Raw genomic sequence first — 23,524 nt, forward strand, 5'->3', positions numbered from 1 at the left:
GCCCGGGAAATCCATAGGTAAAGGTACGAAACGAGTACGGTTGAGTAAAGTACGAAACGAGAACGAAAGCAATGGCCGTTCTGCCCATCATCGTCGCGCCCGATCCGCGCCTGAAGCAGGTCGCGAAACCCGTCGACAAGGTCGATGCCGAGATTCGCCGGCTGATGGATGACATGCTGGAGACGATGTACAAGGCGCCGGGCATCGGGCTCGCGGCACCGCAGGTCGGCGTGCTGAAGCGCGTAATCGTCATCGACATCGCGCGCGAGGATGAGAAGCCGGAGCCCTTGCGCATGGCCAACCCGGAACTGATCGCGGTCTCGGACGAAGACGCCGTCTACAACGAAGGCTGCCTGAGCCTGCCCGAGCATTACGCCGACGTGACGCGACCGGCGGCGATCAAGGTGCGCTATCTCGACCATGAGAACGAGATTCGCGAGCTCGAGGCCGACGGCCTGCTCGCCACCTGCATCCAGCACGAGATGGACCATCTCGAGGGGATCCTGTTCGTCGATCATCTGACGGCGCTGAAGCGCAACATGATCCTGCGCAAGCTGTTGAAGGCGAAGAAGAGCCAACAGCCCGTCTCGGCCTGAGCTGATGACTGCGCTCAAAGTGATCTTCATGGGCACGCCCGACTTCGCGGCGGTCGCCCTGAAGGCGCTGGTCGATGCCGGCCACGCGATCGTCGCCGTCTATTCCCAGCCGCCGCGGCCCGCCGGGCGCGGGCAGGAGCTGCGCAAATCGCCGGTGCAGATGCTGGCGGAAGCACGGGGATTTCCGGTGCGCACCCCCGTCAGCCTGAAGACGACGGAAGCGCAGGCCGAGTTCGCCGGCTTCAAGGCCGATCTCGCCGTGGTCGCCGCTTATGGCCTGATCCTGCCGCAGGCAATTCTCGATACCCCGCGGCGCGGCTGCCTCAACATCCATGCCTCGCTGCTGCCGCGCTGGCGCGGGGCCGCGCCGATCCAGCGTGCGATCCTCGCCGGCGACAAGGAGACCGGCATCTCGATCATGCAGATGGATGCCGGGCTCGACACCGGCGCGGTGCTGCTGGAAAAGCGGATCGCGATCCGCGACACCGAGACGGCCGGCGCATTGCACGACCGCCTCGCGGCACTCGGCGGCACGGCGATCGTCGAGGCACTCGCTGGAAGTTACAAGCCGATGCCGCAACCCGCCGACGGCGTCACCTATGCGGCGAAGATCTCGCCGGAAGAAGCGCGGCTCGACTGGAATCGTCCCGCGGCGGATCTCGCGCGCGCCGTGCGCGCCTTCAATCCGGTCCCGGGCGCCTGGACCACTTTGCCGAACGGCGAGCGGTTGAAGATCCTTTCGGCCCTGGTCGCCGACAGGAAGGGCGCGCCGGGCACGCTCCTTGACGCGCAGCTCACCATCGCCTGCGGCGAGGGCGCGCTGCAGCCGCTGCTGGTCCAGCGGCAGGGCAAGCGCGCGATGGAAACCGGCGAGCTGCTGCGCGGCCTTGCGCTGAAACCCGGCGAGCGGTTCACGTGACCCGCTTCAAGCTCACCATCGAATATGACGGCGGCGGCTTCGTCGGCTGGCAGCGCCAGGACAACGGCCCCTCGATCCAGCAGTCGCTGGAAGACGCGGTGTTCCGCATCACCGGCGAGACCGTGCTGGTGCAGGGCGCCGGCCGCACCGATGCCGGCGTGCATGCACTGGGCCAGGTCGCCCATGTCGATGTCGAGAAGGCGATCGAGGCGGAGAAGCTCAAGGACGCGATCAACTACCACCTGAAGCCCGCGCCGATCGCCGTCCTCTCTTCGGCAGTCGCGCCGCAGGACTTCCACGCGCGCTTCTCGGCGACCGGCCGCGCCTATCTCTACCGCATCGTCAACCGGCGCGCGCCGCTGACCGTCGATCACGGTCGGGCCTGGCTGGTGAACGCGGCGCTCGATTCCGACGCCATGCACGACGCCGCGCAAGTGCTGCTCGGCAAGCACGACTTCTCCACCTTCCGCGCCTCGCTCTGCCAGGCGCAATCGCCGGTGAAGACCCTCGACCGCCTCTCCATCCACCGCGTCGGCGAGGAGATCCAGGTGATCGCCGAGGCGCGCTCCTTCCTGCACCACATGGTGCGCAACATCGTCGGCACCTTGCGCCTGGTCGGCGAGGGCAAGTGGTCCAAGGACGATGTGCGTGAAGCGCTCGAAGCCAGGGACCGCACCAAGGGCGGTCCCACCGCGCCGCCCGACGGGCTCTATCTGACAAGGGTAAGCTACTGAAGAAGAAACGCCCGCCCTCTTTCGAGAGCGGGCGTCCCCGATCAGATCAGCCGGATGAGCGCTACCTGCATTCGCGCAGGAAGGTCAGGTTGTTCTGGCGCAAGCCATCCGGCGAAGTCGTCAGGTACGGCTGTTGCGTGCGCGGATGCGTGATGACCACGACCGCGACGCGCTTGCCGGCATTGACCCAGTAGCTGTCACCGCGACCGATATTCGCGATCACCTCGTCGATCGTGTGATACCAGCCCACGCCGCCCAGACCCTCCAGACGCTGGTCTTCGTCCGGGCCATCCTTGCGCGAACAGGTGACATCGTAACTCGCCATCTCTCTCCTCCACTCCCCATGATGAAGACGCGTGGTGCCATGAACCGGCTCGACTGAAGCGACGATCCTTCATGCGGACATGCGCATGCGCCGACACGCAGCCGGTTCCCCATGCTTGCGGGTCTTACAATCCGCGGCGTCACGCCGCGCTTGCTTTTTCAGCCAAACTCCCGATGTCCATCGATGTGGCCCGTGCTCGATGAAATTCAAGCACTAGGGGTAGTGGGTGCGTGTGTGAGGGTTAATCCGCGCGCGATTCACTCGCAGATGCAAGCGCGCGCGATTCGCCGGCGCAACCGCCGCGATATCAGACGCGCCGGCTCATATGCACGATGAAGCCACCCTTGAACGCGGACTCCGCGTCGAGGCGATAGCCCTGCTTGCGATAGAAGGCGACGTTCTCCGCGAACAGCTTGTTGGTGTAGAGGCGGAGCTCTGTGAAGCCGAGTTCGCGGGCCAGCGCTTCTGCATGGCCGAGCATCCGGCGGCCGTAGCCACGCCCCTGCTGCGCCGGATCGACGGCGAGATTCTCGATCAGCAGATGATCGGGCTCGTGGATGCATTCGACCAGGGCGACCAATGCGCCTTCCGCGAAGAGCAGGTCGATCAGGTGCTCGCGCACGGCGAGGTCATAGTCCGCTGTCATCGGCTTCGGCGCGCGGCCGATCACCGGAATCCATTTCTCGTAGGCGGCGCGGGTCAATGCGGCGATCGCGGCGGCATCGGCCGGGACCGCGCGGCGAATTTCCGTCTCAGCCACGGGCCGCGAGCCAGCCCGGGAGTTCGCGGATGCTCTCCAGCTGGGCGAAGCGCGGCGAGTCCGAGGGCGGCTCGGCATGCTCATGCGCCCAGGTGATGTGATAGGGGATGTGGATGCCCCAGAGGCCCGCTTCCAGCGCCGGCAGCACGTCCGACTTCATCGAATTGCCGATCATCACCGTCGCTGCAGCTTGGATCCCCTGGCGCGCGACGATGCGGCGATAGGTGTTGGCATCCTTCTCGCTGACGATCTCGATCGCCTGGAAGAAGTCGCCGAGGCCGGAGCGGGCCAGCTTCTGCTCCTGGTTCATGAGGTCGCCCTTGGTCACCATGACCAGCCGGTAGCCGCCCTGCAGTGCCTCCAGGGTCTCGGCGACACCGGGCAGCGGCTCGACCGGATGTTCCAGCATCGCCCGGCCGAGATTGAGGATCTCCATGATGGTCTTGGCCGGCACGGCGCCGCGCGTCAGGTCGATGGCGGTCTCGATCATCGACAGGGTGAAGCTTTTGACGCCGTAGCCGTAGAGCTTGAGATTCTTGATCTCCACCTCGAGCAGGCGCGCCCGCATATGGTCCGGCTCGCCGTAATCCTTCAGCAGGCCGACATAATGATCCTGCGTCAGGTGGAAGATCGACTCGTTGTGCCAGAGCGTGTCGTCGGCATCGAGTGCGACGGTGGTGATGATCATTCGAACAAGCCCTTCTTCAAGCCGTCGATCCAGCGATGGGCGATGGCGGCGGCTTCGGATGCGCTGAAGGTCTTGGGGTCGAGACAATGCTCCAGCCAAAGCCCGTCGAGCAAGGCGGTGAGCGCCAGGGCTGCCTGCCGCGCCTCGATGGCAATGCCGTGCTCGCGCCTCAGTTCCGCGATCATCCCCTCGAGCAGGCGGCGATAGCCGGCATAGACCTTGGCGTGGATCGCGTGAATCTGCGGGTCGGTGCGGGTCAGATTCCAGAAGGCGAGCCAGACCGCGAGGAGATCGGCGTCGAGCAGCGGCGGCTTGAAGCTGGTCTCGATGAAGGCATGCAGCCGCGCCTCGGCCGAGGGACCGGCGGCGGCGAGCGCCTGGTCCAGGATCGCGGCGATCTGCTTGCCGGTCGCGCGATAGGTCTCGGCGATGAGGTCCTGCATGCCCTCGAAGTGATGCCGGACCAGGCCGGGCGAGACGCCGGCCTCCGCCGCGACATGCCGCACCGAGGTGCCGGCAAGGCCGTCCCGTGCCAGGCAGCGCGCGGTCGCCTCGATCAGCTGCTGGCGGCGGCTTTCCGGCAGGTCGCGGGTGAACTTCGGTCCCGGGCTGGCTTTGGCGGAAATGGCGGCATCCTCGCAATTGTACAGACGTAAAATAACCGCTTGCACGCTATTATACGATCGTATAATTACGATCTCACCCAGGACACAGCCGGAAGAGGCAGCCATGTTGCGCGACGTGAGGTTGGAAGCGGGGTCGGCGGTGATCGCCTGGACCGATGGGCATCAGGTGACGGTGCCGCTGCTCTGGCTGCGCGACCACTGCCCCTGCCCGAAATGCCTGCACCCGGAGACCCGGCAGCGCCTCTCGGATCAGGTGGCGTTTGAGGATGCGCTCTCCACCCGCCGCCTCAGCATCGCCGCCAACGCGCCGGAGCTGGAGATCGAATGGGCCGGCGACGACGCCCATGTCAGCGCCTTCGATGCCGCCTGGCTGCGCAACGCCACGCGCCTCGCCGGGCCCGCCGCGCCGGAACCCTTCCTTTGGAATGACGCCCGCTTGAACGGTGCCCCGCCCCACGTCGCCTATGAGGCGCTGATGGCGCCGGATGCGGCCGGCGACCGCGTGCTGAAGGACTGGCTGGAGCAGATCGAGCGCTACGGCTTCGCCTTCGTCGAAGGCACGCCGGCGACGCCCGAGGCGACCCAGGCGGTGGCCCGGCGCGCGGCCTATATCCGCGAGACCATCTTCGGCGGCTATTACGATTTCACCGCCAACATGGAGCACAAGGACACCGCCTATACCTCGATGGCGATCGGGCCGCATACCGACGGCACCTACAGCTTCGACGCGCCCGGCTACCAGATGTTCCATTGCCTCGGCCTCGACTGCGTCGGCGGCGACAGCGTGCTGGTCGACGGCTTCGAGATCGCGGCGATCATGCAACGCGAGATGCCGGACCTCTACCGCGTGCTGACCGAGGTCGAGGTCACCGGCCAGTACATCGACCATGAGAAGGGCATCCACCTCATGGCCAAGCGCCCGGTCTTCCGCCTGGATTCGAGCGGCCGCCTGGTGCAGGTCAGTTTCAACCATCTCGACCGCGCGCCGCTGTTCCTGCCCGCCCCCGAGCTCCAGGTCTTCTACCGCGCCTATGGCGCCTTCGCGCGTCTCGCCAACGACCGCAAGCTGCAATATCGGCGCCGCCTGGAGCCGGGCGCGCTGGTTCTGTTCGACAACTGGCGCCTGTTGCATGCGCGCGATGCCTATCAGGGCTACCGCCGCCTGGCCGGTGCCTACCTCAACAAGGAGGATGTCGAGAGCCGGCTGCGGGTGCTGCGCCTCAAGGAGAAAGATTTGGCCGAAGCGGCCTGATCTTCAGAACATCGGCCCGTGGACGAGGCCATAAAGCACGAGATCGAGGATTCGACTGAGGCTGAACTCCGCGAGGACCAGCGCGACGATGACGCCGATTCCGGTACCCAGCAACCGCCAGAATGCGAAGAACTCGCAAGCGGTGACGAACAGGATGACCAGCCAGAACAGGTCGTAGACCACGCTGTCGTCCAGTCCGTAATAGCCGGCGACCACGATCGGGATTTGCAGGCCGATGCTGAGAATTGAAAGCCAGTTGTAGACCGCGATCGCGCCATAGATGCGCGCCTCGCGGTCGATGGCCCGGCCGGCATAGAACAGCAGCAGCGGGAATGAGACCCAGCCCAGCCCATAGGTGATCAGCTCGCCGAGGACGACGCGGACCATATCGGTGTCCTCGGGCCACTTCGCCCGGAGGTGTATCAGGAAGAGCACGATCGGCAGCAGTGGAAGCGCGAGCCGGAACGACCGCCGCGCCCCCCGCGCCGAGAGATCAAAGAAGCCGGCGAAGCCGGCGTCGAAGCGGGCGAGGCGCAGCAGGCCGTGCAGCGCGATCTCAAATTCTGCGAAGCTGATCATGCGGGGAGTGTGGCGCGTTCCGGCTACTTGATCCAGTCGATGATGTGGTCCTCGAGGTCGCCGGCCGCGCGCTCCGAGATCGCCCGGCCGCGGACCGAGATCCCCGCCTGGTGCACGGTCTTGGGATCGCCCGAGACCAGCGGGTGCCACCAGTACAGGTCGCGGCCTTCTGCCACCAGCCGATAGCCGCAGGTCTCCGGCAGCCAGTCGAGGCGGCGGATGTTTCGCGGGGTCAGCTGCACGCAGTCCGGGACGATTTCCTTGCGGTGCTTATAATCCTTGCAGCGGCAATTCCTGAGATCGAGCTGCTTGCAGGCGACATTGGTGAAGTAGAGCTCGTTGGTGTCGCCGTCGCGCAGCTTCTCCAGGCAGCAGCGCCCGCAGCCGTCGCACAGGCTCTCCCATTGCTTGCGGTCCATCTGTCCGAGCGGAGTCGTCTTCCAGAATGGTTTGTCTGCTGGATCGGCCATGGCCGGCACCGTAGTCTTGCCGGCGCGGCGATGCAAACAGCAGCGCCTCCCGAATTTCCGACGCGCGACTCGCTCGGCGCCAAGGTGTCAATCGCGCGCGGCGGGCAGCGGTGAAAAATTACCGAAAATTTGACGCAATTTTTACTACCGGCGAATCGCGCGGCAAATGTATGACTCGGCTCGACAGTTTCGGGGACTCGATCCGTCCGCCTGCGGATCGAAGACTGCATTGGAATCGGGATGAGCACCTTCGCCCGTGATCGACGATCGCCCGAACGGGGATCGCTAACCGAGTTTGCTGTGGGACGCCCGCAGCGCCGCGCCGTCGATCTGATCGAGAATCTGGAGCTCCTGCGCCGTGCGCCGCGGCGCCCGAGCGGACTGCCGCTCAGCGCCGTCGAGCTCTCCGCCGCCGATAGCTTGATGCGGATCGCGCGGGCGATGGCGCCGTCGCTGGACGAGATCCGCGCCATTGCACAGCGCTACGCGATTGCCGGCAGCGACACCGAATTGCTGCGCCATCCCGAGGTGGCCGAGCTGGTCGCGGAGCGCTTCCCCTATCACCAGCCCGACCGTGCCGCCTGCCGGGCCTATTATGAAGCGCACCCGCAGGAGTTCCGCGGCACCGACCTTTATGAGGGCGGCGAGATCGTGATCGGCGGCGATGTCACCGACCGCGACTGGCGCAGCGACGCCTATGGCCGGGCCGAACGCATCATCGCGATGCTCCACTACGACCGACGGGTCTTCAACGACCTGCTGCTAACCTCCGCCGCCAGCGCCGATGCGCGCGGCGGCCGGATCGGTCCGGTCGCTTGCGGCGCTTGGCAGAGCGAGGTCGCGGCGCCGTTCTTCAGCCTGAAGGCCGGCGAGGTCTTCCCGCTGCCGGTGCCGTCCCGACAGGGCTTTCATGTGCTGCTGATGGAGCGGGTTCAGGCGGGGCGGTTGCGTCTCTTCGCCGAGGTCGAGACCGAGGTGGCCCGGCGCCTGGCCACGCGGTCGCGGCTCGCCGCCGCTTGGCGGCATCTGGAAAACCTGAGCGAGCGCGCGGGTCGCTAACCACGGGTTGTCACCCCCAGAAATCTATACACCATTCCTGGGGTGTGGCCGGCTGGTCGCGGGTCCTGTCGCATTAAGATAAAATTTTAGGTTCATTCTTGACTTCTGAAGGCATCAGTTCCTAGTCTTATTCGGAGATAGGCCGAGCTCGCTTGGGGGGAGAAATATGACCGCTCTAGCGCTTAACGGTAGATCGCTGAATTTCCGGGGAAAGTCCGGGCCTCACTTGGCGCGCGGCCAGCACCGCATCGCCATGGGTCCACTCGAGCATGATCGTCTTAGAGTTGTCATAGCTCAAGCCCAACAGGCGGGGATTCAGGGGTCAATTCCTGAGACTCTACGAGATCCGCGCCTGGCCCAGATGCTGTCGCGCCAGTTCAAGGTGCCGACGCCGAGCCAGGATGCCTGCCAGCGCTACTATCGCGATCATTTGGAGCAATTCCGCGAGCCGGATCGCTATATCGGCCGGCAGATCGTGTTGCGCGGCGCGCGCGGCGATGCGGCGGCACGTGACGAAGCCTGGGCGCGGGCGGAGCGGCTGATCGCGATCCTGTTCTTCGACCCGAAGATGTTCGGCGACCTGGTCGCGACCTATGACTCGATCAGCGACGGGACCGGATCGGGCCGGATCGGGCCGGTGGTGCGCGGCGAGCTTTCGCCCGAGCTCGACATCGCCTTGTTCGGTCTCAAGCCCGGGCAGATCTATCCGGCCCCGGTCGCGACGGAGCAGGGCATCCATGTGGTCATGCTGGATCGCGTCGTGCCCGGCGAGGTCACCGCCTTCTCCGTGGTGCATGGCCGGATCTCTGCCGGGTTGCGCAGCGCGATGCGGCTCGCGGCGGCGCGGCGGCATCTGGCGCGGCTGGCGGAACGCTACAGGGCAGCCGCCGCCGCCGAATAGGCGCTAGCCGAGACTCAAGCGGAGCTGCCCTTCTTCCTGGCCGAGTTCTGCGCGGACCCGCTCCGGGGGCAACACGACGCGGATCGTGGTGCCGCGCCCCTTGACGCTTTCGATCAACATCATGCCGCCATGGAGCTCGGTCATGCTGCGCGCCAGCGGCAAACCGAGACCGGTGCCGGAATTGTGGTTGCGGCCGGCCGCCGCCTGGCCGAACAAGGTGAGCGCCACCTCGATCTCGGCATGGGTCATGCCGGAGCCTTCATCGACCACCTGCAGCTCGAGCCCGCCATCCGGGCGAAGCCGGCATTTGAGGACGATCAGGCCGCCCATCGGCGAATACTTGCTGGCATTACCGACCAGGTTGATCAGGATCTGCAGGATCCGGCGCCGGTCGGCGTGCAGCCAGATCTCCTCGCGCGGCATCTCGACGCCGAGCTGCTGCAGCCGGTTGCCGATCTGCTCGCCGAGCAGGCGCCGCACCTCGACGACGACGTCGGTGATGCGGAAGTCGGATTCGTTGATCTCCATCTTGCCGGCCTCGACTTTGGAAAGGTCGAGGATGTCGCTGATCAGGTTGAGGAGATGCTCGCCGCTGTCGACGATCACCTTGCCGTAGTCGCGATAGGCCGGCGCCACGCCGGGCCCGACCTTCTCCATGGCGATCACCTGGCCGAAGCCAATGATCGCGTTGAGCGGGGTCCGCAGTTCATGGCTCATGCTGGCGAGAAAGGCGGACTTGGCGCGGCTGGCGGCATCGGCCTGCTGGATTGCCAGGGTCAGCTCGGCACGGCTGCGCGACAGCTCCGCCTCGCGCAGCTTGCTGTCGGTGATGTCGATCAGATAGCTGTCGAGGAAGGTACGGCCGAGCTCCTGGTCGACATAGACCCAGGCCACCTCGCGACCCCAGCGCAGCTCGCCGGTCAGCGGGTGGACGAAGCGGAACTCCAGGTCGAACGGCTTGCCGAACTGCTTGCGGGCGATCTCGGCGTTGAGATAGCGCGCACGGTCCTCCGGCACGATCGACTGGTACCACTCGTCGAGGCGGGAATCGCCGCTGGCATTGGCGGTGCCGAACAGCCGCTCGCTGTCGCGGCCGAACACCTGGCAGCCGGCCTCGTCATAGCCGTGCCGGCTGTCGCCCTTGACGCCGCGGCAGAACATGATGTTGTGGAGATTCTCCACCAGCGAGCGGAACCGGCGCTCGCCCTCGCGGGCGGCGTTCTCGCGCTCCTTCTCGTGGGTGATGTCGGTGTGGATGCTGAGCAAGCCGCCGTCGGCGGTCTTGATCTCCTTGCTGCGGATCCAGCGGTCGTCGATTTTGCGCTCGAACGAGCCGCTCGGTCGCTGGTGCTGCTCGAGCCGGTTGGCGACCACATCGTCGAGGTTGTCGAGCTGCAGCTCCTTGGCCTTATGCTCGCCCCAGCGCGCGTTCTGCCGTGCGAAGCTTTGGCCGAGCTCGACCAGATGCTCGAAGCCGGAGAAGAACATGCGGACGTAGATGTCGTTATAGGCGACGAGCTTGTCCTCGGCGTCCCACAGCGAGTAGGCGACCCCGCTCTGGTCCAGCCCGTCGCCGAACACGTCCAGCGTATGGGCGGCGGTCATGCTGGAGGCAATCCGATGCGGCATCCAGGTCCCCAAACCTCGACAGAAGCAAAGCAAGTTCCGAGCGGCCGACAAATGCAGCCGCCCCTTCCCCCGACACAGGAACACAGTATGGGTATAGATATTGCTAACGAATCGTGAATGGGGAATGGTTGGACGCGAGATAGTGTTCAATTGGCAGCGGAAAAATCATGACAGGCGCAGCCCGTACCGCTCAGGAACTCGCCGCTCGGGAGCTCGGCCGAGGCTTTCCCGCCGGCTTTCGCTGGGGTGCCTCGACCTCGGCCTACCAGATCGAGGGCGCCGCGGCCCTGGACGGCCGGGGCCCGAGCATCTGGGACATCCGCAGCCGGATCAAAGGCAAGACCGCCAACGGCGACAACGGCGACGTCGCCGCCGACCACTATCACCGCTACCAGGAGGACATCGCGCTGATGCGCGATGCGGGAATGCAGGTCTACCGCTTCTCGACCGCCTGGCCGCGCATACTGCCGCGCGGCCGGGGTGCCATCAACCCGGCCGGGCTCGACTTCTACGACCGGGTGATCGACACGACCCTGGAGGCGGGGATCGAGCCCTGGCTCTGCCTCTATCACTGGGACCTGCCCTTTGCCCTGGAGGCGGTCGGCGGCTGGACCAACCGCGACAGCGCCTATTGGTTTGCCGACTACGCCGCGGTGGTGGCGCAGCGCTACGGCGACCGCGTGAAGCATTACGTCACCTTCAACGAATCCTCGGTCTTCACCGTGTTCGGCTATTCGATGGACTGGGCGGCGCCCGGCATCATCGACAAGGTCGCGCATTTGAAGGCCACGCATCACGTAAACCTCGCCCATGGCCTCGGCGTCGATGTGCTGCGCGACCTGGTCAAGGGCGCCTCGATCGGCTGCGTGCACAACAACCAGCGGGTCATTCCGGAGAAGGAAACGGCGGAGGACCGCAACGCCGCCGCCTGGCTCGATGCCTTCTGGAACGGCGCCTTTCCCGATCCGCAGAATCTCGGCCACTACCCGCCGCTGCTGGCCGAGCTGATGGAGCCGCATATGCAGGCCGGCGATCTCGCCCGGATCTGCCGGCCTTGCGACTTCTTCGGCCTCAACCACTACGGCCCGATCTTCGCCAAGGCGGAGCCGAAGAACATCTGGGGCTTCGGCTGGGGCTCGGCGCCGGAAGACGCCGACAAGACCGACATGGGCTGGCCGATCTTCCCGGAGGAGTTCACCACCGAGCTCATCCATCTCACCAAGCGCTACAAGCTGCCGATCTACATCACCGAGAACGGCTGCAACACAGACGACGTGCCGGATGCCAACGGCGTGGTCAACGATGCGAAGCGCATCACCTATCTCACGCGCTACATCACCGCGATGCTGAAGGCGATCACGCAAGGCGCCGATGTCCGCGGCTACATGGTCTGGTCGCTGCTCGACAATTTCGAATGGGGCTCCGGCTATACCAACCGCTTCGGCCTCATCCACGTCGACTTCGAGACCCTGAAGCGCACGCCGAAGGCCTCCTATCACTGGTACAAGGAATTGATCGCCGCCAGTCGCGCCAAGGCCTGAGGCTTCAAGCCCAGGCCTGGTGCGCCTGGACCTTGTCCTCGCCGACCGAGACGCCGCCGCTCTCGTTGCGCTCGAGCAGGAAGCGCCGGGTCTCGGCGCCGAGCAGGGTGTCGACATGGCCGATCGCGATCACCGTCTCCTTGGGGAACTCGGTGCGCAGCAGGTCGATCATCGCCCGCTGGCCGGCGGGGTCGAGGGTGTCGGCCGCTTCCTCCATCAGGATCCAGTCGGGCCGTTTCAGCAGCAGGCGTGCGAAGCCGAGCCGCTGCTGGGTGTCGATGGTCAGCACCTGGTCCCACTTGCCGGATTCATCGAGCCGGGCGATCAGGTCCTGCAGCCCGACCTGGGTCAGCGCCGCCCGGATCGCCGCTTCGTCGATCGGCGCATCGCCGGTCGGATAGTCGATCGCCGCCCGCAAGGTCCCGGTCGGCAGATAGGGCCGCGGCGGCATGAAGAAGAACCTGGCGCCGGCGGGGAGCTCGATCGTGCCGTCGCCCCAGGGCCAGACGCCGGCGACCGCTTTCAGGATGCTCGACCCGGCGCTGGTCTCGCCGGTGAAGAGGATGCGCTCGCCCTTGCGGATCTCGACATTCATGTCCTCGATCTGCGGCTGGCCGGCGGGGGTGGTGGTCGAGAAGTTGCGGAAGGCGAGGACCGGCTGCTCGCTGTTGGTGACGGCGATCGGCTTGCCGGTGGTGGTGTGCAGCAGCTCGTCGAAATTGTCGACCGCGTTGACCAGGCCGAACACCCGCTCCGCCGAGGCGCGCCAGTCGGCGACCTTGCCGAGATTGTCGATCGCCCAGGAGAGCGCGCCCACCATCTGCTGGAAGGCCTGGGCGCTCTGGATGAGGACGCCGAGGGTGATCAGGCCGGCGATGTAGCGCGGCGCGACGACCAGCGTCGGGAAGACCTGCGAGAGCACCGACCAGCTGGCGGAGTAGAAGAACATGTTGGCCAGCGCCCGCGTGACGCTGTCCCAGGCCGAGGTGACGCCGTCGAACAGATGGTAGAACTTCGAGCGCACGTCGCGCTCGCCGCCGGCCAGCGCGATGCCGAGCGAGTTCTCGCGGGCATGCGAAAGTCCAAATCGGAAATCTGCCTCAGTGGTCTGCCGGCGATCGACCGCGCGAATCAGCGGCCGGCCCAGCGCCAGCGCGATCCCGCTGCCCAAGCCGGCATAGATCACCGCCAGCCAGACCAGGTAGCCCGGCACATAGTAGGGCGTGTTGCTGATGATGATGTAAGGCGCCTGGCTCAAGGACCAGAGGATCTGGGTGAAGCTCACCAGCAGCAATAGGTCGTAGAACAGGCTGTGGCCGAGATCGATCGCGTATTCGGTGGCGCTCTTGATGTCCTCGGCGATGCGGCCGTCGGGATTGTCGTGCGGCCCGGGCAGGTAGCCGATCTGGTAATGCCGTCCCTTCATCATCCAGTTGTGCTCGACCTGGCGGCTGAGCCAGGCGCGCCAGCCGATCTGCAGCCGGCGCTTCACCCGCAAGTGCAGGTTCACGATCGCGACATTACTCACCAGGATGATCAGCAGGATGCCGGAGAGGTTGGCGAACTGGTGCATCGCCTTCTGCTCCAGCGCGTCGAACAGCCAGCGCATCCAGCGATTGAGCGCCACGGGCACGCCGACCTGGCAGATGGTGAGCACCACCAGCGCCAGGGTCAGCAGCCGGACCTTGATCTTCTCCTCGGAGCTCCAGTAGGGCCCGGCGATGCGCCAGAAGGTCTTGAAGAACTCCGACCAGCTGATCAGCGCCTCGCCGGTGCCGGCCCCGCCGGCGCGCGGCTTCGCCGGCTCGGACTTGGGCCGGTGCGTGCCGCGCCGCTCGCTCATCGGGCCGTCGGTCGCGCCGGTCATCGGGCGCACATTGTCCCACGCCTTGCGATCAGCGGGATTGTTCTTCGGGCCTTTGCCGGGCTCGCTGGGTTTCGCCATTCCGCTGCCTCGCCGGGATCAGTTGGGACCGATCGCGGTCATGATCATCGAGATGCGGCTGCCGTCCTCGGACAAGGGCAGCAGCATGATTTCATAATGTAGCAGCTGGTCATCGACGATGGCATCCCGCTCGGCGAAGCGCGGCCGTCTGCCATCGATCAGCGCAGCGTAGAAATCCTCCGTCAACTTGCGCTGATTGGCGCGAGGAAAGTCGTGCATCCACATGCCGGTCGCCTCGAAGCCGAGCAAACGGTACCAATAAGACCCGACCAGCCGCAAGCGATAGCGGCGCTCGTCGCCGACCTCCGGCGCGTGGACCTCGGTCAGGGTGATGCGGTCCAGCATGAACAGGAAGTCCACCGGATCGATGTCGGCCCGGCGCGGAAATTCCCGCGCGCCGCAGCGCCCGGCCCAATAGGCCAGCAGGCGCCGCAGATCGGCGCTTTTCGGCAGCGCCTCGCTGCCGTCGGCATGGTTGATGGCTCCCCCGGACATGAAGGAACACTATCACATCCAGCACATCTATTCCGCGTCGAGTTCCGGGTAGTGCCGGAAGATGCCCATTTCGTTGAAGGGAATCCGGCGCGGCGACTCGCAATAGGCCCGAATGCGCGGCAGGGCCGCGACCGCGTCATGCACGGCGACGACTCGGGGCGCCGTCTTCTCGAGCTTGCGCATCGCCTTGGGGAAGGCATAGCGCAGCCCCTCGACGATCTGGAACAGCGAGAGGTCGACATGGCTCAACCGCGCGCCGACCGCGTGCCGGCCCTTACCCGCCTTGTTCGCCTTCACGACACGCTCGAAATAGCCGAGGTATTTCGGCACACGTTGCGCCAGGAAACCGGCGGCGCGGCGCTTGGCCTCCGGCTTCTGGTCCTCGTAGTAGAGGCCGCTGCCGACCGGGTGATGCACGTCGTGGATCTCGACCACGAAGTCCGAGACGGTGAGCTGCAACTGATGCGCCCAGAGCCGGCCGGCCTCGGTCTTCGGCGCCAGACCATGCTTGTCGCCGAGGTAGAGCAGGATGTTGGCGGTCTGGCCGATCAGCAGCTTGCCGGCTTTGAGATAAGGCGGCGCGAAGCTCGGCGTGGCGCCGCCTTGCATCAGCTTCATCATCTTCGCCTCGCCGCCCTTGGTACGGGCGACATCGACATAATCGGCGCCCGCCGCTTCGAGGGCGAGGCGCACGTATTCGCCGCGGCCCTGGATGCCGTCCCAGTAGTAGAGCTCGTAGCGCATGCGGCCACTCCCGTCAGCTGAGGATCTGGTAATGCACTTCGTGGATCACGCATTGCTTGCCGTTGATCGGCAATATGTCCTGCGGGCAGGCCGACATCGCGACGATGCAATCCAGCGCCGCGCGCAACACGACGTAGTCGCCGGGCTTGGAGACCGGCTCGCCCCATTGGGTGGCGCCGTCGCTGCCAACCGGAATATTCATCCAGAGATTGACCGGGCTCGGCACCTCGGTGACGTTGATGCCGAGCTGGCGCATGCCGGCGATCAGGTTGTCGGTGCAGTTGTCGTGGTAGTCCTTGCAGCCGAGCAGGCCGTAGCGATAGTCGTCGCAGGCGGCGATCAGGGTGTCGTGGATGCCGGGCGAGGTGTCTTCCTCGAGGATCAGGATCGGGCGGCGGCGGTTGGTGTGCAGCGCCTGGCCCCTCTTCGGATATATCGAGCCGAGGGTCGGCCGCATATGCTCGACCGAGAGGAACTCTCTCAGGTCCTCGGCGCTGAACGCCCAGGTGTCGCAGACCTGGCTGCCATGGGTGTTGATGATCTTGATCGCCTGACCCTTGGTCAGCCGCGCCGCGCGGCCCTTGCGGGCGGGTACTGTGAATGTCTCAACCATTTGCGGGCCTCCGTCCCCCGACTTCGTCGATGTGTTTCAGCATGTCCGCGGGATCCTCGTAGACCCTATAGGCGCTGGCGCGTTCCAGCTCGTCCTGGCCGTAGCCACCGGAAAGCAGGCCGATCCCCAGGGCGCTGGCGCGGCGCGCGGCCAGCAAGTCCCAGATCGAATCGCCGACCACGGCGCAATGCTCGATCGGCACGGCGATGCGGCGCGCGGCTTCGAGGAAGAGATCGGGGTCGGGCTTGGCGTAGCGGACCTGGTCGCGCGTCACCACCGCGGCCTTGTCAACATCGACGCCCAGGCGCTCGATGTTCGGCCGCGCGGTCTCCATCCGGCCCGAGGTCGCGATCGCCCAGGGGATCTTGTTGTCGGTGAGATAGGCCAGCAGCTCGCGGGCGCCGGGCAGCGGCTGCACCAGATGCGAGCGCTTGGTGTAGGCCTCCTTGTGGCGCTGGCGCAGGCGCTCCAGCCGCTCCTCGGTGATGTCGAGGCCGGTCTCGCGCAACAGGATGTTGGTGAAGAGGCCGCCGCTCATGCCGATCTTGCGGTGGATGCGCCAGACCGAGATCTGGATGCCCTCGGCGGAGAGGGCGTCATGCCAGGCCAGCACATGCTCGTAGACGCTGTCCACCAGGGTGCCGTCGAGATCGAACAGAAAGGCGGTCTGCGGGACGTCAGGCATGAGATCGGGGCTCCGGGAAGGGATCGCGGGGAGGGACGCTAAAATGAGGGACGCTGGGGCCATTCGAACGCGATTTTCCCCGACTGTCACGCGGTATCTCGATGACGCGGCGGGCTTTATGTGGCGTGCGTTCCGCTGCTAGACTGATGACAAACAGGCTGCAGGGAGAAGCAGCGATGCAAGAAGACAGATGGCTGGGCTGGGCCGGCCTCATCATCGCCTTCATCATCTTCCAGGTGGTGCGGGGCGTGCTGCGCGGCGCGAAGAACGGCGGCACCGGCATGGCGCGCCTGAACGCCGCGGCGGAGCGGATCCTGAAGGAGCGCGGCGCTTCCGTCGCCAACCCGACGCCGCGCAGCGCGGCGGCGCCCAAGGCGGCACGCCCCGGGGCGACGCGCGCCAAGTCGCCCGGCACGGCGAAGCCGCACAACCATGCGCCGCTGCCCAAGTCCACCACCCCGGCGGTGATCCGCCGCGACGGGCTGCTCTCCAGCGGCCGGGAGCCGGTGGTGCAGCGCCGGCGCTGAAGAGGTGGCCTTGGCCGCCGTGCCGCGCTACTCTCCCGCTCCGGGGAAAACCGCGACGGCGCGACCGCTGGGACTCGCGTGGGGAGACTGAAGACATGATTCGCTGGAACGGGATGCTGGCGCTGGGCGCCGCGGCTCTGCTGGCCGCCGGCTGCGCCGCCAAGAAGGCCGAGGAGACGCCGGCCGAGCCGATGGCCGAGAGCGCGCCGATGGCCGCCGCCTTCGACCAGAGCCTGCTGGCCTCGCCGGGCGCCAAGCCGATCCTGCTCTCGAGCGAGGTGATGCCGGACGGCGGCAGCTTGGAGCAGGGCACGGTGGTGACCGGCAAGGACGGCTGGGCGGTGCATGGCGAGAGCGAGGGTGTGGCCTGGCGCTACGGCTCGTCGGATGCGGGGCAGCTCCGCGTCGCCGGCGAGCCCAATACCGAATGGCAATATATCCAGGTGCAGCAGAGCTGGGGCGTGCAGTGCAAGGCCGAGCCGGGCAGCGGCGACGCCGGGGCGGCGGGGCGAACGCCTTGCGCGATCCTGCGCATCGCCTCGGTCGAGCCCGGCACGATGGCGACCGGGGGCCTCGCGCTCGACGAGCACGTGACCTGCGTGCGCGCCGCCAACCCGAACGAGCCCGCCACCATCAGCGTCGATGGCGCGGCGCCGGTCAGCCTGCCGCAGCCGAGCCTCTGCCTCTCTGGCGCCGACAGCGACGCCATCCAGAAGGCGATGATCGGCGGGCAGAATGTCAGCGTCATGGCCGGCTTCTACCCGAGCGGCCCGGCGAAGACGATGAGCTTCCCGACCCACGGTCTCGCGCAGGCGCTCGCCATGCGCGCCTGGATCGTCGAGCAATACAAGGCCGGCAAGCTCAACGCGCCCGATTGAGCTGCGGGCGACGGCGGCCGAAGATTTCGAGAACATATCCATGTATGCAGCCCGTTCGCTCCTGCGTTTGATCGCGCCCGTGGCCTTGGCTTTGGCGCTCGCGGCCTGCGGGTCGGATGACGACCTGGAGACGGCGGCGGCTCCCGCGCCGGCGCCGGCGCAGACCAAGATCTCCAAGGCCGACGCCGACGCGCTCCGCGCCGAGATCTATCCCCTGTGGCAGCCGCCGGCCGAGCCGCCCTGCCACGAACAGCTCAAGGTCTACATCCAGCTCGCCGAGGACGGCCGGGTCACCCGCGCCGACGCCAAGCCGGAACGGGGCTACGACGATCCCTGCCGCGGCGCGCAGGATGCCGCGATCCGCGCGATCTGGGCGGCGAGCCCGCTCACCGTGCCGAGGACCCGCGACTGGGACGGCATCACCCTGATCTTCGACCGCGACGCGCTGATGCCCTGAAGGCCCGGCGGGCAGGCGCTGCAGGCGGAAGGTGAGTATCCGCAGGCTTCGCAACAATCTTGCGTCCGCCGATGAGAAAGACGCAAGCAGCTCAATGGCTTATGCTGCGGTTGACTTTGCTCACACTATGGTGTACGGTCTTGCCGACCTCAGGAGTAGCGAAAGCCAACAGGCTTGGACTCCGCCGGCCTGCGGCTGGAGCCGGACGGCAGAAGGCGGATGGCCGTCGACGTGCGCCTAGCGCCACCGGCGGAAGTTCGCCGGGCTGGCGATCAATCTCTTCGGCGGGCTGGACAGGTTCGAGGATCTGCCGCGCGATGGACGTTGCGTGCGGGATTTCATGTTCTAGGACGATGACCGCGGCATGATCACCATCGCCCCCGGCCAGGCCGAGGATTTCGCGAACCTGAACGCCTTCGTCGCCGCAGCGATCAAGGACGCGTTCTATCGGCCGGGCCTCACCGCCGAAGAGATCGCGGAGAACGACCGGATCGCGGCGATCGCCGAACGCACCGCGCGCGAGACGCTGAACGAACCGCATCGCGCGATCTTCGTCGCGAAGGATGACGGGGCGCTGGTGGGATTCGTGATCGTGGACCGCACGGATGAAGCGATGCCGGAGATCGACTGGCTCATCGTGGGGCCGCAATGGCAGGGCAAGGGCGTCGCGCACCGGCTGATGGAGCGTGCGCTGGAATGAGTCGGCGAGGGCGTCCCGGTCCAGCTCGGCGTCATCCACTTCAACGCCCAAGCGATCGCTTTCTACAGAAGTTCGGATTTGGGGACACTGGAGCGGCGCACGGGCGACATAAGATCCCGCGGCGGCTGATGGTGCGGCACCAACCATCTCGGAGGAGCCAAGGCAAAGAGAATGACCGACTCGGCCATTTGGTGTTATGTAGTTAAAACTCGCGCAGTAATAGTCCTGAGAACTGAGAGCACTTTGACGTTAGAAATCCCTGCCGATCCGGTATTTGCGAACATCCGCCCCTTCCTTCGATGGGCAGGCTCCAAGCGGAAAGTAATCAAGCATCTACTTCCCTTTGTTCCAACCAGGTTCGACAAGTACTACGAACCATTTCTTGGGGGGGGATCGCTCTTCTTTTTCCTGGGGCCTAAGCGCGCCGAAATCTCAGACATGAGCGGGATGCTGATTGATACCTACTTAGCGGTTAGGAATAGGCCAGAAGAGATATTGGACAACTTGCGACCCCTTAAGCCAAATAAGACCACCTACAAGCAGATCAAACGTGCTCAGCCAATCGACAAAGCCGATGCCGCTTCTCGCATCATCTTCCTGAATAAGGCGTGTTGGAATGGTCTGTTTCGTGTGAACTCAGCTGGAGAGTTCAATGTCCCCTTCGGATATCCAAAAAGCGATTTTATCATCGATGAGGGGAATTTCCGACGGTGCGCGACGCAGCTTCGTCGACGTGAAGTTTCAATTCGACAGCAAGATTTCGAGGAGATCGAAGATCGTGTTTGTGCCGGGGATTTTGTGTTCCTTGATCCACCGTATGTGACTTCGCATAACCTCAATGGCTTTGTTGATTGGAACGAGTGCTTGTTCTCGTGGAAAGACCAAGTCCGACTCGCGAAAATGGCTAAACGGTTGGCGAGGCGAGGCGCAAACGTGCTGATAACAAATGCCAATCACGCGGACGTTCGCGAACTTTATGAAGGCTTTATCTACTCTAGCTTTGTCCGTTCGAGTACCCTAGCGTCCGACAAATCGCGGCGAGTTCCCACGTCCGAAGCAATCTTTCTCAGCGGCCCAGCTTATGCTACCTTGCGTAGCAAAGCGGTTGCCCGGGGGATTAGAAAAAATGGCCGCCAAGGTCCAGTTAATAGCGCCGAAAGATATCTCGCCAAATCCAGATAATCCGCGGTTGATATTTAGGCTCAAGGAACTTGAGGAGTTAGAGCAGAGTATCTCGGCTCAAGGCATTCTTGTTCCACTAACCGTCTTCGAGAACGGAAAAAGGTTCACGCTCTTAGACGGCGAGCGTCGCTGGCGATGCGCGCGCAAACTTGGATTGCATCGAGTTCCTGCAATCATTCAGCCAAAACCTGAGCGCGTTCAGAACATCATGATGATGTTTGCCATTCACAATGCTCGCAGGGATTGGGACCCGCTTCCCACCGCCCTGAAGTTGGAAGAACTGGAGCGTCAGTTAACGAAGGCTCGGGGGAAGAAACTCACAGAGGCCGAACTCGCTGCCTCTGCTTCTCTGTCGCGCGGAGCAGTGCGTCGATACCGAAAGATTCTGAGGATCCCTAAGGATATCCAAGCGACACTGATGAAGGATCTTGAAGATCCGACTAAGCAGCAATCGATTTCCGTTGATCAGGTTATCGAAGCTGTTGATGCAGCGGAAAATTTGGTCGATGCAGAGGTGATTGAGAAAAGCGACAAGCGTGTTGTGATTGACGCCATAGTCGACAAATTCAAAGAAAAGGTGATTAAGAACACCGTCGAACCACGAAAGTTTGGCGCCGTTGCCCGATTTGTGAAGAAGAAGGAACTGAGCGTAGCTCGAGCTAAAACGGCTATTAGGCGGTTCATCGCACGACCTGAGATGACTGTTGGGCAAGTAGTCTCGCAGACCATCGAAAGCGTCGAGCAGCAACGTTCACTGGAGCGCAGTTTCAAGACGTTCGAAGAAAAATGGCTGACAACAATTGAATCCAACGGTGATCTCATTCCGCAGTTCAGGGATCGAATACAAGAACTGATAGCGAGGCTAAGGGCGCTCTTGTGAGGGCGCTAACATGGCCGCTGTAATCAACTTCTTGACAGTTCCGCAAGAGCTTCAGGCAATAGCTCATGCTTGTCGCGAGAATGTTCAGGCTCTCGGCCTAAAGCTCTTCTATGAGCATGCAGCTGATGATTTTCCGGAGACGGCAACCATCTACGCAAAGAGCCGCGACGAACACCGATTCTACATCTTCGATGCTAGAGTCAAATTGGATAGGTTGACTCTCTGGTCGGGTTACGGTCGGTCTTGTTCAAGTGCGACGTACGTCGTCCTCTGCCTCCCTGTGCAACCCGTGAATCCGGATGACATAGTTCGCCTCCGTGAGCTTGGAGTTGGGCTGACTACGATTAATCCAGAGAGCGGTGCCGTCATGGAAATAGTCGCTCCAAATGATCTATCACTGAACATCGCTCTTCCGCCATTAAACAGGCAAAGGATGTCGGTCCGACGAGATCTAGGAGATGCTTACAAGCGTTTCGCCAACGGGGATTGGAAGCACGGTTTTGAGGACGCTTGCAAACTGGTGGAGAGTTATGCGCGCGAGCATCTTTGCAGAGAGGCGAGGGCAGGCCAAGTCCAGGTTCCGGGAAAGAAAGGCGCTGCCAAAACATTAGGTGTCAATGAGATCAAGAGAATGCCACTCGGCGCCCTAGCTGACGTCTTTTGTAAGAAGCTAGTGCCTAATCAAATTGATGCTCATCTATGCAGTGGGCTGAAGAAGATTAATCCAGACCGCATAAGCGTTGCGCATAAGATCAAAGATAGGCGGATCGAACGGCGCTTGCGTGACAACGTTGGGCGCCATATGTGGACAATTGACAATCTCCTACGAAAGATACCGGTCTAGGAGCCTGAGCGGACGATAGTCGCTCTTAAATCATAATCCTCCGCCGCCTCGACCTTCACCTTCACCCTGTCGCCAGCTTTCAGCTTCTCAGCGCCCTTGCCTTCGACGAAGACGTTGCCGTCGATCTCCGGCGCGTCGGCGGCGCTGCGGCCGACGGCGAAGACCTCGCCGGTCTCTTCGTCTTCCGTCGCGGCTTCGTCGACCAGCACTTCGATCGTCTTGCCGACCTTCGCTTGCATGCGGCGTTCGCTGATCAGGCGCTGGTGTTCCATGAAGCGTTCCCAGCGGTCCTGCTTCTCGTCCTCGTCGATGGCGCCTTCCAGCTCGTTGGCCTTGGCGCCCTGGACCGGCTCGTATTTGAAGCAGCCGACGCGGTCCAGCTCCACTTCGTCCAGCCAGTCGAGCATGAAGTTGAAATCAGCCTCGGTCTCGCCGGGGAAGCCGACGATGAAGGTCGAGCGCAAGGTGAGGTCGGGGACGGCGCGGCGCCAGGCCTTGATGCGCTCGGCCGTCTTCTCCTGATGCGCCGGGCGGCGCATCGCTTTGAGGACGCTGGGGCTCGCATGCTGGAAGGGGATGTCGAGATAGGGGAGGACCTTGCCCTCGGCCATGAGGGGGAGGGCTTCATCGACGTGCGGGTAGGGATAGACGTAGTGGAGGCGGATCCAGGCGTCCAGGTCGCCGAGTTCCTTGGCGAGCTCCAGGAACTTCGCCTTCACGTCGCGGCCGCGCCACTTGCTCTCGGCGTATTTGATGTCCACGCCGTAAGCCGAGGTGTCCTGGGAGATCACCAGCAGCTCCTTGACGCCGGCCTTCACCAGATTCTCGGCCTCGATCATCACGTCGCGGATCGGGCGGCTGACCAGGTCGCCGCGCAGGCTCGGGATGATGCAGAAGCTGCAGCGGTTGTTGCAGCCCTCGGAAATCTTCAGATAGGCGTAGTGGCGGGGCGTCAGCTTCAGGCCCGCCGGCGGCACCAGGTCGAGGAAGGGGTCGTGCTTCGGCGGCACCGCCTCGTGCACGGCGGCGACCACGCTCTCATATTGCTGCGGGCCGGTGACCGCGAGCACGCCGGGATGCGCCTTGCGGATCTCGTTGGGGTTGCCGCCCATGCAGCCGGTGACGATCACCTTGCCGTTCTCCGCGAGCGCCTCGCCGATCGCGTCCAGGGATTCCTGGCGCGCCGAATTGAGGAAGCCGCAGGTGTTGACGATGACCACGTCGGCGCCGTCGTAGGAGTCCGAGATCTCGTAGCCCTCGGAGCGGAGCGTGGTCAGGATCCGCTCGGAATCCACCAGCGCCTTCGGACAGCCAAGGCTGACGATGCCGACCTTGGGGTTGGCTTTCCGACGGCCGGTCTTCCGGCCGGCGCCCTCCGAAGCCTTGGCGGAGGAGGGTTGGTTGGATGTGCTCTGCGCGCTCATGGCGCGAGGGGGTACCCGGATTTGGCCCGGGTGTCCAGGCATGGGGATGCAGGGCGGGGATGCAAGGGGCG

The 23,524-nt window shown here is 64.5% G+C and carries 27 protein-coding genes; 14 read left to right on the forward strand and 13 right to left on the reverse strand.

Features of this window, described 5'->3' with window-relative positions; all coding sequences use genetic code 11:
- Positions 1 to 71 precede the first annotated feature (71 nt).
- From def to truA, 3 genes are read left to right on the forward strand one after another with little or no spacing between them, the layout of a single operon-like run.
- Positions 72 to 596: a peptide deformylase gene (gene def, locus ACH2CY_RS00900; protein WP_395014898.1), complete on the forward strand. Its 525-nt coding sequence runs from the start codon at positions 72 to 74 to the stop codon at positions 594 to 596.
- 4 nt (positions 597 to 600) lie between these two features.
- Positions 601 to 1,515, forward strand: a complete 915-nt coding sequence (gene fmt, locus ACH2CY_RS00905) for a methionyl-tRNA formyltransferase (RefSeq protein ID WP_395014899.1) — start codon at positions 601 to 603, stop codon at positions 1,513 to 1,515.
- Positions 1,512 to 2,249: a tRNA pseudouridine(38-40) synthase TruA gene (gene truA / locus ACH2CY_RS00910; RefSeq protein ID WP_395014902.1), complete on the forward strand. Its 738-nt coding sequence runs from the start codon at positions 1,512 to 1,514 to the stop codon at positions 2,247 to 2,249. The genes fmt and truA overlap by 4 nt, the downstream gene beginning before the upstream one ends.
- 61 nt (positions 2,250 to 2,310) lie before the next feature.
- Here truA and ACH2CY_RS00915 read toward each other — a convergent pair whose 3' ends face one another.
- The 4 genes from ACH2CY_RS00915 to betI form a co-directional block, all read right to left on the reverse strand.
- On the reverse strand, positions 2,311 to 2,574 hold the full coding sequence (locus tag ACH2CY_RS00915; RefSeq protein ID WP_395014904.1) for a DUF3892 domain-containing protein: 264 nt from the start codon (positions 2,572 to 2,574) through the stop codon (positions 2,311 to 2,313).
- 307 nt (positions 2,575 to 2,881) lie between these two features.
- Positions 2,882 to 3,334: a GNAT family N-acetyltransferase gene (locus tag ACH2CY_RS00920; RefSeq protein WP_395014905.1), complete on the reverse strand. Its 453-nt coding sequence runs from the start codon at positions 3,332 to 3,334 to the stop codon at positions 2,882 to 2,884.
- Positions 3,327 to 4,022 (reverse strand): HAD family hydrolase, encoded by a 696-nt coding sequence (locus ACH2CY_RS00925; RefSeq protein WP_395014907.1) that lies wholly within the window; start codon positions 4,020 to 4,022, stop codon positions 3,327 to 3,329. Before ACH2CY_RS00925 ends, ACH2CY_RS00920 begins: the two co-directional genes overlap by 8 nt.
- A complete protein-coding gene (gene betI / locus ACH2CY_RS00930; RefSeq protein ID WP_395014908.1) occupies positions 4,019 to 4,693 on the reverse strand; it encodes a transcriptional regulator BetI in 675 nt (224 codons plus the stop codon). The genes ACH2CY_RS00925 and betI overlap by 4 nt, the downstream gene beginning before the upstream one ends.
- A gap of 58 nt (positions 4,694 to 4,751) precedes the next feature.
- On the opposite strand from betI, the gene ACH2CY_RS00935 reads away from it, so the two are divergent.
- Positions 4,752 to 5,900 carry a trimethyllysine dioxygenase gene (locus ACH2CY_RS00935; protein WP_395014910.1) on the forward strand — a complete coding sequence of 383 codons (1,149 nt, stop codon included), beginning with the start codon at positions 4,752 to 4,754 and terminating at the stop codon, positions 5,898 to 5,900.
- A 3-nt stretch (positions 5,901 to 5,903) separates the two neighbouring features.
- On the opposite strand, the gene ACH2CY_RS00940 is transcribed toward ACH2CY_RS00935, so the two are convergent.
- A complete protein-coding gene (locus ACH2CY_RS00940; RefSeq protein WP_395014913.1) occupies positions 5,904 to 6,479 on the reverse strand; it encodes a hypothetical protein in 576 nt (191 codons plus the stop codon).
- A 23-nt stretch (positions 6,480 to 6,502) separates the two neighbouring features.
- Positions 6,503 to 6,949 carry a YcgN family cysteine cluster protein gene (locus ACH2CY_RS00945; RefSeq protein ID WP_395014916.1) on the reverse strand — a complete coding sequence of 149 codons (447 nt, stop codon included), beginning with the start codon at positions 6,947 to 6,949 and terminating at the stop codon, positions 6,503 to 6,505.
- A 300-nt stretch (positions 6,950 to 7,249) separates the two neighbouring features.
- Between ACH2CY_RS00945 and ACH2CY_RS00950 the strand changes: the two genes are divergently transcribed.
- The gene (locus ACH2CY_RS00950) at positions 7,250 to 8,008 is read left to right on the forward strand and encodes a peptidylprolyl isomerase (RefSeq protein ID WP_395014917.1); all 759 of its coding nucleotides are present in this window, start codon (positions 7,250 to 7,252) and stop codon (positions 8,006 to 8,008) included.
- Positions 8,009 to 8,369: 361 nt separating this feature from the next.
- Positions 8,370 to 8,909, forward strand: a complete 540-nt coding sequence (locus ACH2CY_RS00955) for a peptidylprolyl isomerase (RefSeq protein WP_395014919.1) — start codon at positions 8,370 to 8,372, stop codon at positions 8,907 to 8,909.
- Between the two features lie 3 nt (positions 8,910 to 8,912).
- Here ACH2CY_RS00955 and ACH2CY_RS00960 read toward each other — a convergent pair whose 3' ends face one another.
- Positions 8,913 to 10,538, reverse strand: a complete 1,626-nt coding sequence (locus ACH2CY_RS00960) for an ATP-binding protein (protein WP_395014921.1) — start codon at positions 10,536 to 10,538, stop codon at positions 8,913 to 8,915.
- A 167-nt stretch (positions 10,539 to 10,705) separates the two neighbouring features.
- Here ACH2CY_RS00960 and ACH2CY_RS00965 point away from each other — a divergent pair, with 167 nt between their 5' ends.
- Complete coding sequence (locus tag ACH2CY_RS00965) at positions 10,706 to 12,079, forward strand: GH1 family beta-glucosidase (RefSeq protein ID WP_395014923.1); 1,374 nt, start codon at positions 10,706 to 10,708, stop codon at positions 12,077 to 12,079.
- A 4-nt stretch (positions 12,080 to 12,083) separates the two neighbouring features.
- Here the strand turns inward: ACH2CY_RS00965 and ACH2CY_RS00970 are convergent, their stop codons facing one another.
- Genes ACH2CY_RS00970 through ACH2CY_RS00990 form a run of 5 tightly spaced genes read right to left on the reverse strand, consistent with a single transcriptional unit; the run spans position 12,084 to position 16,561 of the window.
- Positions 12,084 to 14,024, reverse strand: a complete 1,941-nt coding sequence (locus tag ACH2CY_RS00970) for an ABC transporter ATP-binding protein/permease (protein ID WP_395014926.1) — start codon at positions 14,022 to 14,024, stop codon at positions 12,084 to 12,086.
- A gap of 18 nt (positions 14,025 to 14,042) precedes the next feature.
- Positions 14,043 to 14,519, reverse strand: a complete 477-nt coding sequence (locus ACH2CY_RS00975; protein WP_395014928.1) for a PAS domain-containing protein — start codon at positions 14,517 to 14,519, stop codon at positions 14,043 to 14,045.
- Between the two features lie 27 nt (positions 14,520 to 14,546).
- Positions 14,547 to 15,263, reverse strand: coding sequence for a glutathione S-transferase (locus ACH2CY_RS00980; RefSeq protein WP_395014930.1), 717 nt, complete (start codon positions 15,261 to 15,263; stop codon positions 14,547 to 14,549).
- A 13-nt stretch (positions 15,264 to 15,276) separates the two neighbouring features.
- A complete protein-coding gene (locus tag ACH2CY_RS00985) occupies positions 15,277 to 15,876 on the reverse strand; it encodes a DUF1989 domain-containing protein (RefSeq protein WP_395014933.1) in 600 nt (199 codons plus the stop codon).
- Positions 15,869 to 16,561, reverse strand: coding sequence for an HAD family hydrolase (locus ACH2CY_RS00990; RefSeq protein WP_395014934.1), 693 nt, complete (start codon positions 16,559 to 16,561; stop codon positions 15,869 to 15,871). The genes ACH2CY_RS00985 and ACH2CY_RS00990 overlap by 8 nt, the downstream gene beginning before the upstream one ends.
- A 176-nt stretch (positions 16,562 to 16,737) precedes the next feature.
- Between ACH2CY_RS00990 and ACH2CY_RS00995 the strand changes: the two genes are divergently transcribed.
- From ACH2CY_RS00995 to ACH2CY_RS01025, 7 genes are all read left to right on the forward strand, one after another.
- Complete coding sequence (locus ACH2CY_RS00995; protein ID WP_395014936.1) at positions 16,738 to 17,088, forward strand: hypothetical protein; 351 nt, start codon at positions 16,738 to 16,740, stop codon at positions 17,086 to 17,088.
- Positions 17,089 to 17,183: 95 nt separating this feature from the next.
- Positions 17,184 to 17,966 (forward strand): hypothetical protein, encoded by a 783-nt coding sequence (locus tag ACH2CY_RS01000; protein ID WP_395014938.1) that lies wholly within the window; start codon positions 17,184 to 17,186, stop codon positions 17,964 to 17,966.
- Positions 17,967 to 18,006: 40 nt separating this feature from the next.
- Entirely contained in the window at positions 18,007 to 18,423 is a 417-nt protein-coding gene (locus ACH2CY_RS01005) for a hypothetical protein (protein ID WP_395014940.1), read from the forward strand.
- 364 nt (positions 18,424 to 18,787) lie between these two features.
- Positions 18,788 to 19,123, forward strand: a complete 336-nt coding sequence (locus tag ACH2CY_RS01010) for a GNAT family N-acetyltransferase (RefSeq protein WP_395014943.1) — start codon at positions 18,788 to 18,790, stop codon at positions 19,121 to 19,123.
- A gap of 171 nt (positions 19,124 to 19,294) precedes the next feature.
- A complete protein-coding gene (locus ACH2CY_RS01015) occupies positions 19,295 to 20,305 on the forward strand; it encodes a DNA adenine methylase (protein WP_395014945.1) in 1,011 nt (336 codons plus the stop codon).
- Entirely contained in the window at positions 20,250 to 21,185 is a 936-nt protein-coding gene (locus ACH2CY_RS01020; RefSeq protein ID WP_395014946.1) for a ParB/RepB/Spo0J family partition protein, read from the forward strand. The genes ACH2CY_RS01015 and ACH2CY_RS01020 overlap by 56 nt, the downstream gene beginning before the upstream one ends.
- Before the next feature lie 10 nt (positions 21,186 to 21,195).
- Positions 21,196 to 22,029, forward strand: a complete 834-nt coding sequence (locus ACH2CY_RS01025) for a hypothetical protein (protein WP_395014948.1) — start codon at positions 21,196 to 21,198, stop codon at positions 22,027 to 22,029.
- On the opposite strand, the gene rimO is transcribed toward ACH2CY_RS01025, so the two are convergent.
- Positions 22,026 to 23,453 (reverse strand): 30S ribosomal protein S12 methylthiotransferase RimO, encoded by a 1,428-nt coding sequence (rimO, locus tag ACH2CY_RS01030; protein WP_395014950.1) that lies wholly within the window; start codon positions 23,451 to 23,453, stop codon positions 22,026 to 22,028. The two genes, ACH2CY_RS01025 and rimO, sit on opposite strands and share 4 nt — an antisense overlap.
- Positions 23,454 to 23,524: the final 71 nt, after the last annotated feature.

The organism is Dongia sp. (assembly GCF_041905885.1).
GTDB lineage: Bacteria > Pseudomonadota > Alphaproteobacteria > Dongiales > Dongiaceae > Dongia.

Bases quoted from the DNA above. Each gene is read 5' to 3' on its own strand.
- def (WP_395014898.1), top strand. From the start codon at position 72: ATGGCCGTTCTGCCCATCATCGTCGCGCCCGATCCGCGCCTGAAGCAG.
- ACH2CY_RS00995 (WP_395014936.1), top strand. From the start codon at position 16,738: ATGCAAGAAGACAGATGGCTGGGCTGGGCCGGCCTCATCATCGCCTTC.
- ACH2CY_RS00975 (WP_395014928.1), bottom strand. From the start codon at position 14,519: ATGTCCGGGGGAGCCATCAACCATGCCGACGGCAGCGAGGCGCTGCCG.
- ACH2CY_RS01010 (WP_395014943.1), top strand. From the start codon at position 18,788: ATGATCACCATCGCCCCCGGCCAGGCCGAGGATTTCGCGAACCTGAAC.
- ACH2CY_RS01025 (WP_395014948.1), top strand. From the start codon at position 21,196: ATGGCCGCTGTAATCAACTTCTTGACAGTTCCGCAAGAGCTTCAGGCA.
- ACH2CY_RS00980 (WP_395014930.1), bottom strand. From the start codon at position 15,263: ATGCGCTACGAGCTCTACTACTGGGACGGCATCCAGGGCCGCGGCGAA.
- ACH2CY_RS00915 (WP_395014904.1), bottom strand. From the start codon at position 2,574: ATGGCGAGTTACGATGTCACCTGTTCGCGCAAGGATGGCCCGGACGAA.
- ACH2CY_RS01005 (WP_395014940.1), top strand. From the start codon at position 18,007: ATGTATGCAGCCCGTTCGCTCCTGCGTTTGATCGCGCCCGTGGCCTTG.
- ACH2CY_RS00940 (WP_395014913.1), bottom strand. From the start codon at position 6,479: ATGATCAGCTTCGCAGAATTTGAGATCGCGCTGCACGGCCTGCTGCGC.
- ACH2CY_RS00965 (WP_395014923.1), top strand. From the start codon at position 10,706: ATGACAGGCGCAGCCCGTACCGCTCAGGAACTCGCCGCTCGGGAGCTC.
- ACH2CY_RS01000 (WP_395014938.1), top strand. From the start codon at position 17,184: ATGATTCGCTGGAACGGGATGCTGGCGCTGGGCGCCGCGGCTCTGCTG.
- ACH2CY_RS00960 (WP_395014921.1), bottom strand. From the start codon at position 10,538: ATGCCGCATCGGATTGCCTCCAGCATGACCGCCGCCCATACGCTGGAC.
- ACH2CY_RS00985 (WP_395014933.1), bottom strand. From the start codon at position 15,876: ATGGTTGAGACATTCACAGTACCCGCCCGCAAGGGCCGCGCGGCGCGG.
- ACH2CY_RS01020 (WP_395014946.1), top strand. From the start codon at position 20,250: ATGGCCGCCAAGGTCCAGTTAATAGCGCCGAAAGATATCTCGCCAAAT.
- ACH2CY_RS00945 (WP_395014916.1), bottom strand. From the start codon at position 6,949: ATGGCCGATCCAGCAGACAAACCATTCTGGAAGACGACTCCGCTCGGA.
- ACH2CY_RS00925 (WP_395014907.1), bottom strand. From the start codon at position 4,022: ATGATCATCACCACCGTCGCACTCGATGCCGACGACACGCTCTGGCAC.
- rimO (WP_395014950.1), bottom strand. From the start codon at position 23,453: ATGAGCGCGCAGAGCACATCCAACCAACCCTCCTCCGCCAAGGCTTCG.
- ACH2CY_RS01015 (WP_395014945.1), top strand. From the start codon at position 19,295: ATGACCGACTCGGCCATTTGGTGTTATGTAGTTAAAACTCGCGCAGTA.
- ACH2CY_RS00935 (WP_395014910.1), top strand. From the start codon at position 4,752: ATGTTGCGCGACGTGAGGTTGGAAGCGGGGTCGGCGGTGATCGCCTGG.
- ACH2CY_RS00970 (WP_395014926.1), bottom strand. From the start codon at position 14,024: ATGGCGAAACCCAGCGAGCCCGGCAAAGGCCCGAAGAACAATCCCGCT.
- fmt (WP_395014899.1), top strand. From the start codon at position 601: ATGACTGCGCTCAAAGTGATCTTCATGGGCACGCCCGACTTCGCGGCG.
- ACH2CY_RS00990 (WP_395014934.1), bottom strand. From the start codon at position 16,561: ATGCCTGACGTCCCGCAGACCGCCTTTCTGTTCGATCTCGACGGCACC.
- ACH2CY_RS00955 (WP_395014919.1), top strand. From the start codon at position 8,370: ATGCTGTCGCGCCAGTTCAAGGTGCCGACGCCGAGCCAGGATGCCTGC.